The sequence below is a fragment of the Crocinitomix algicola genome (assembly GCF_001661595.2).
GTDB classification, from domain to species: domain Bacteria; phylum Bacteroidota; class Bacteroidia; order Flavobacteriales_D; family Crocinitomicaceae; genus Crocinitomix; species Crocinitomix algicola.
The window spans coordinates 57,305-63,304 of sequence record NZ_LYPF02000029.1; the positions used below are offsets into that span (position 1 = coordinate 57,305).

Annotated in this window: 4 protein-coding genes; 3 read left to right on the forward strand and 1 reads right to left on the reverse strand. The window is 32.9% G+C overall.

Annotation, left to right across the window (positions count from 1 at the left end):
- Positions 1-68 precede the first annotated feature (68 nt).
- Positions 69-1,148 carry a DUF2891 domain-containing protein gene (locus A8143_RS15725; RefSeq protein WP_070138568.1) on the forward strand — a complete coding sequence of 360 codons (1,080 nt, stop codon included), beginning with the start codon at positions 69-71 and terminating at the stop codon, positions 1,146-1,148.
- Position 1,149: 1 nt separating this feature from the next.
- Here A8143_RS15725 and A8143_RS15730 read toward each other — a convergent pair whose 3' ends face one another.
- Positions 1,150-2,034, reverse strand: coding sequence for an RHS repeat domain-containing protein (locus A8143_RS15730; RefSeq protein WP_070138569.1), 885 nt, complete (start codon positions 2,032-2,034; stop codon positions 1,150-1,152).
- A 355-nt stretch (positions 2,035-2,389) separates the two neighbouring features.
- Here A8143_RS15730 and A8143_RS15735 point away from each other — a divergent pair, with 355 nt between their 5' ends.
- Positions 2,390-4,966 (forward strand): leucine-rich repeat domain-containing protein, encoded by a 2,577-nt coding sequence (locus A8143_RS15735; protein ID WP_070138570.1) that lies wholly within the window; start codon positions 2,390-2,392, stop codon positions 4,964-4,966.
- The gene (locus A8143_RS15740; RefSeq protein ID WP_070138571.1) at positions 4,963-5,748 is read left to right on the forward strand and encodes a hypothetical protein; all 786 of its coding nucleotides are present in this window, start codon (positions 4,963-4,965) and stop codon (positions 5,746-5,748) included. Before A8143_RS15735 ends, A8143_RS15740 begins: the two co-directional genes overlap by 4 nt.
- The last annotated feature ends 252 nt before the right edge of the window (positions 5,749-6,000 follow it).

The following is a 6,000-nucleotide window of genomic DNA, read 5'->3' on the forward strand; positions in this document are numbered from 1 at the left end:
GAATTAATTTTCGGGATTTATAGGAGTGTGATAGTGATTTCTCTATCTTTATTAGAAAATAATTCGTTTTGAAAAAAATTATACTCATTCTTTTTGTTTTTGTGAGTTGTGTCAGTATCTCACAAGAAAATCAGCTGAAGTTAGATTATGCAACATTTGAAAAGTTTTCTGCTTTACCCCTTCATTGCATTCCAACAGAGTATCCTTATAAATTAGGGCAAGTTATTTCAAGCGACGAAGACTTACGTTCACCAAGGGATTTACACCCTATTTTTTATGGTTGTTTTGATTGGCACTCGGCCGTTCATGGCCATTGGTTATTGGCAAAAGCTAAATCAAAATTTCCGGATTCGGACTTGAGTAAAAGGATTACCGCATTATTCAACAAACAATTTACAACCCAAAAAGTAAAGCGAGAATTGGATTATTTTGGAACCAAACTTAACGAATCTTTTGAACGAACATACGGTTGGGCCTGGTTGTTAAAATTACACGCAGAACTAAAGGCACTCCCTGAAAACAGCACGCATAAATGGAGTGATAAACTTCAACCACTTACGGACCATATTGTTAAGCTTTATATCGATTTTTTACCAAAGTTACTCTATCCGATTCGGGTTGGTGAGCACACAAATTCGGCATTTGGACTTTCTTTAGCACTCGATTATTCAAGATCTGTAAAGAATGAAAAATTTGAAAGTGCCATTATCGAAAGAGCCAAGTTTTTTTATCTACAAGACCAACATTGCCCATTGAGTTGGGAACCTAGTGGGTATGATTTTATTTCACCATGCTTACAGGAGGCTGAATTAATGTCAAAAGTTTTACCTCAATCAGATTTCAGAAGTTGGTTAGCAGGTTTTTTACCACAAGTATTTGAAGGCAATTTTAATTTAAAACCGGGTAAAGTTGCGGACAGAACAGATGGTAAGCTCGTTCATTTAGATGGATTAAATTTTTCAAGGGCATGGTGTTTTTATACCATTGCAAAGAAACTTCCTGAACTAAGGGAAAATTTCATTCAACTAGGAGACACTCATCTTTTGGCATCAATGAACCAGGTTGCCGAAAGTGACTATATGGGGAGTCATTGGTTGGCAAGCTTTTTAATCTATGCTTTAGAACGAAGAGAGGTTTTAATGAATTGATTTAGTGAATACCATTTGGCATTTCGACAGAACGTTCAACATTTTCTGAAAAACCATCCGGAATTAAGGACATAACATGCAAGTATTCTTTTACTATTGGATGATTTTTTGATTGATCATCGATAATTATGATTTGTCCTTTATCATCAGAAGATTCTGGTTCGAAATAAGTAAACGATTTCAATTCTCTATCTTTTACATGAAACACCACTGTTTTTTTCGCCTCTCTCATTTCACCAAATGTTACATCGGAGGGAAAAACCTCTAAAGAAGATAAACAACCCTTTTGATAGGCATACTTAATCAAATACTCTTCGGGTTTTCCATCCTGAGTTAATTGAAATTGTTTACGTGCCTTTATTAATAGTGTATCTGCGTTAAAAGTTACACTGCTTACAAATTGGTTATTTTCATCATACTCAAAATCAGTCCAATCAAATAACTGATCAGAGGTGTTAAATCGTTCAACTTTTGTTTGCATCCCATTTTTATAGGAATAACGATTTGAAATAAAAAGTAACCCACCGGTATTGTACCCTCGAACTCTTAAAAGTTGTCCAAAATCATCATATTCATAATCATAAGTATATTTTGAAACGAACGTACCACGCTGCGTAGTGGACTCTAATAAATGACCAAATTCGTTGTAAACAGAATATATTTCGCCTGCGTTGCCTTTAAACTTTAGAAGTTTCACGCTATCATTCTCATGATATTGAAATAATGAAACACCTACCTCTTTTTTTGTTTCATCATAAAAAGTAATTTTCGCAGGTTGTTTTTTAGCATTAAACAAGGTATCTGAATAGGACGTTTCAAAAGGATTGTATTGGGTGAAAGCCATCCCATTAAATAACAACAACACGAATAAGGCAAACTGCTTCATATTTCAAAAATAAGAAAACACATTAGTTAAACGGCATTTATAAACGTTGAATCTACAAACGGTAGTTCTTATTTGATAAAAGGTATTTTGACAATAACCGTTCTTAAACACCATTTAGTTTTTGCGATTCCTTGACAAGATTAATGCCAAAAAATAATGGCAAAATTCTCATACAAAAAATTGATTAGCTTAAAGAATATACTGATTTTTTTAAATAATGTTCGCATTTTAACGTTTAAATATCAAATTTTTAACCAAACAACCTATTTTCGGTTACCTATTAAAGGACAAGACATTAATTAAAACCCAGCGCTTATATCAACAAAATTACTTCATTCACTTAATCTATTTAGACATGAAAAGTTCATTTTTGTTTTTGTTGATTTTCACATCTTTACCCACATCTTTTGCCTTTAAAACAAGCGACCTACAATCCATAAAAGGAAGAGAGCAGGAAGTTACAATACTCGACCTATCTAATCAAGCCCTCATTTCAATTCCAGAAGAAGTTTTAATGTGCAAAAATCTTGTAGAATTAGACGTATCCATGAACGGCATAGTTGAACTACCCATAGGTTTGGCAAAGCAGAAGAATTTAAAAATTTTAAACTTATCTGACAATGTTGGAGTAAGTATAACTGATTTAGACCATTTATTTGAAGCAGCTACATTTCAACTCACTGAGTTGTATCTCAACAATTGTGAATTAGGTTTTTTACCCCAGAACATTGGTCGCCAAAAAAACATTACTCGACTAGATGTGCAAGGGAATAAATTAAATAATTTGCCCTATCCAATTGTTCAGCTGGTTAAACTGGAGTATGTTGATTTATCGAATAATTTGATAACGGATATCAGTTGGCAAGTGAATCAATGGTGGCACTTACGATCGTTGGATGTTTCCGAAAATCCCAAATTAAAAACGGATGAATTGATATTTAGTCTGTCTGTGAAAGATCAAATGGATTTTTTAGCGCTTAGCCATTTAAAAACATTACCCGTCGAATTTAAGCACCTAAATATTCATCATCTTTCAATAAGCAGGTCCACCTTAAAAACATTTCCACGCGTAGAAACCTCCACTGTAATAGAAAAACTTAGTTTTAACTATTGTCAATTTGAACAACCCGAAAAAACCGCTGAAATAATAGACAAATATGTTCATCCCCGTTATTTAAACTTGGACCATTCGAATTATTCGACCTTAAAAGCATTTTCTCTTATTGATGTTGATTCCATCAGTATAAAAAACAATGCACTTACTAATTTAGATCCATTATTGGAAAAAAAAGAGCTAAAATGGTTGGATTGTAGAGCGAATAAAATCTCGATTGAAAACATAAAAAAATTTTCAAGTATAAAACCTAATGTAGCCTTACTTTATAATGAACCCATTGAGGAGAAAATCGGCATTAACCCTCCTTTACCTTCACTTGTTCCTCAACCAACAACGAAAACATTCTCTTCATTAGAAAGTAATTTGTTGAGTATTGGTAGCTCTTCCATCACTGTTCCAAAAGAAGCTTTTATTGATAAAGACGGAAAAATTTATCGAGGTGAGGTTAAAATTGAGTATACTGAATTTATGGAGCCCGTTTCGATTTTATTGTCTGGAATAACCATGACATCAGATTCGGCTCGTGAAAACCTGTTCTTTTCATCAGGAGGAATGATTAACCTTGAGGCGTATGATCAAACCGGCAACCCACTTAAACTAAACGAAGATAAAACCATCGAAGTTAACATGATGAGTCCTAGTGCAAATACCGCCATGAATTTATATCAATTAAATGAAAATGGCAATTGGGAATACAATAAAAAGGACCTTGTAAACGAACCGTTTAAAATTGATCTTTCTAAAATAGACTCTGCAGCGAATGCAGCGTTTTTAAACTTCAACAGAACGAAAATTCAAGTTGTTTCTAACCGTATAATTCCACATGTTAAAGGTAACAGTGAACACCGTTCGCTTGAACTCACCTTTTCACGATTAATTACATTACCGAAATTAAAGAGCATTCGAACAGAAAAGAGAAAAATAACCGTTCGTAAACCCGAATTTGCAAGCAAATTTCTTGCATCACAAAAATACATTATCGATGGGAATTCAGATAGTATACAGTTCTATAAAGATTGGATAAAAAGGGTAAGCAAAGGGTTGAAAAAAAAATACAATCACTATAAGATGCGTCCCATGTCTAAAAAATATTTTGATGGACTCAATGTTATTCAAAACTTAAACATTCAGCATTCGGAAAAACACGATCGTTTATATTTAAATTTTTTATATGAAGATTCAATAGTAAACATTCCCGTTACTTTGGCAACAAAAGCGGATGACATTAAAAGGAGAATTAAAAGTTTTAAATCATTTTCCAAACGTTACCGGTTTTACCAAAAGAAGGACGAAGCATTAAAAAGAAAAAGGAATCGTAAACTAAAACGCATCATCAAGCAACAGGAAATTGAAATTAAAAAATTGGCTCGAAAACTTGAAGAGCAAAGACAAAAACTCATTTTTGAGAACAAGGAACTTTTAAACAGCTCTGTAAATCAAACCAGTGTCCAACGAATATTTTCAATTACCGGTCTTGGTATTTGGAATTGTGATGTTCGATCTAGAATGGAGAGACCAACTGTAATTGCCAATAATTTCATTGGAGATGATGGTGTAGAAATTGAGGGTAAACCTACACAAATTAGTGTGCTTGATTTTGACAAGAATGGCGTAATTACGTTTAATAATTCATCCGCCTTTTTTGATGCAGCATCAAAAAAAGTTGCCATCATGGTTTTTTTTAAAAATGATATGATTGGCATTCACAAATCGTGGAGTGCGCATAAAACAAACCCTAAAAAAATAACGCTTGAAACATTTAATTCTAAAGCGATAACTGGTGATCAACTTATGGCCATGATTTATACCGAATGAAAATAAATTCGACCATACTAATTTTACTTTTTGCTTTTAATGCTCGAGGGCAGAATAAGGTGTTTTTTGACCAACTGGATCGAACGGAGCGAAATGAGATTGTTTCACGAGTTCCAAATCGTTCGAAATTGTCTATTGTTGATTTTGATAAGAAAAATTATGCGTCCATTATAGTACACCAAATAAATGCGTATCGAAAAAAACGTGGGAGAAAAATATTTGAACAAGACAGTGTTTTCAACCAAGTATGCAATACTTCAGTGAAACATTTACCGCGAAGTTTTTTTAAAGACAAAAAGAAAAGAAAAAAGTTAATACGGTATGTAGAACGATCAATTAAGTATTTGAAAGGCGACTATAGGGTGTTCAATGCAATTATCTTTCAAGTAAACCTAACGAACCTAAAAAAACATCAAAATTTCCATTATTTAAGCAAAGATCAAAGTACAGAATTAAAACTTTTCTTTGGAAAAAGAATGAAGTTAGAAGACCTCAAAAACCCAAAAAAGAAAAAGCCAGAACCTGTTAAAGCAATAACAGAATTAGACTTTACGAAAGCCGTTATTACCAAAATTCAAAGCCAGAATACTATTTACAATTTACTTGCAAAAAATTTTTCTCATATCGGATTGTATGTAAAAGTTGATGAATATTCGCTGCATCGAAAAAAAATTCCAACAGCATTTGCTATGGTTATAATTGGAGGCAAGCAGACTCAAGAATACAGTGTCCCCAAAGTTGAACAGAAGCAAGATGAAGACCCAACGATTATTTTAAAATAATTTCAAATTAGTATTCATTTTAATGAGGATAAAGCAGGTTTAAAGATTGACAATTTTTTGAGTTAAATCGATCTTTCTATAGATTAGATTGACTTATAAGAGTGCTACATCAACCATATTAATAGAATGCGATAAATGTTTATTATATGGTTGTCCGCAATCGTACCACAAGAATATTTTTAGTAATAATCTGATGAATTGTTCAACATGTCAAGTCCAATATTATGGTTATCCGCAATCATACCACAAAAT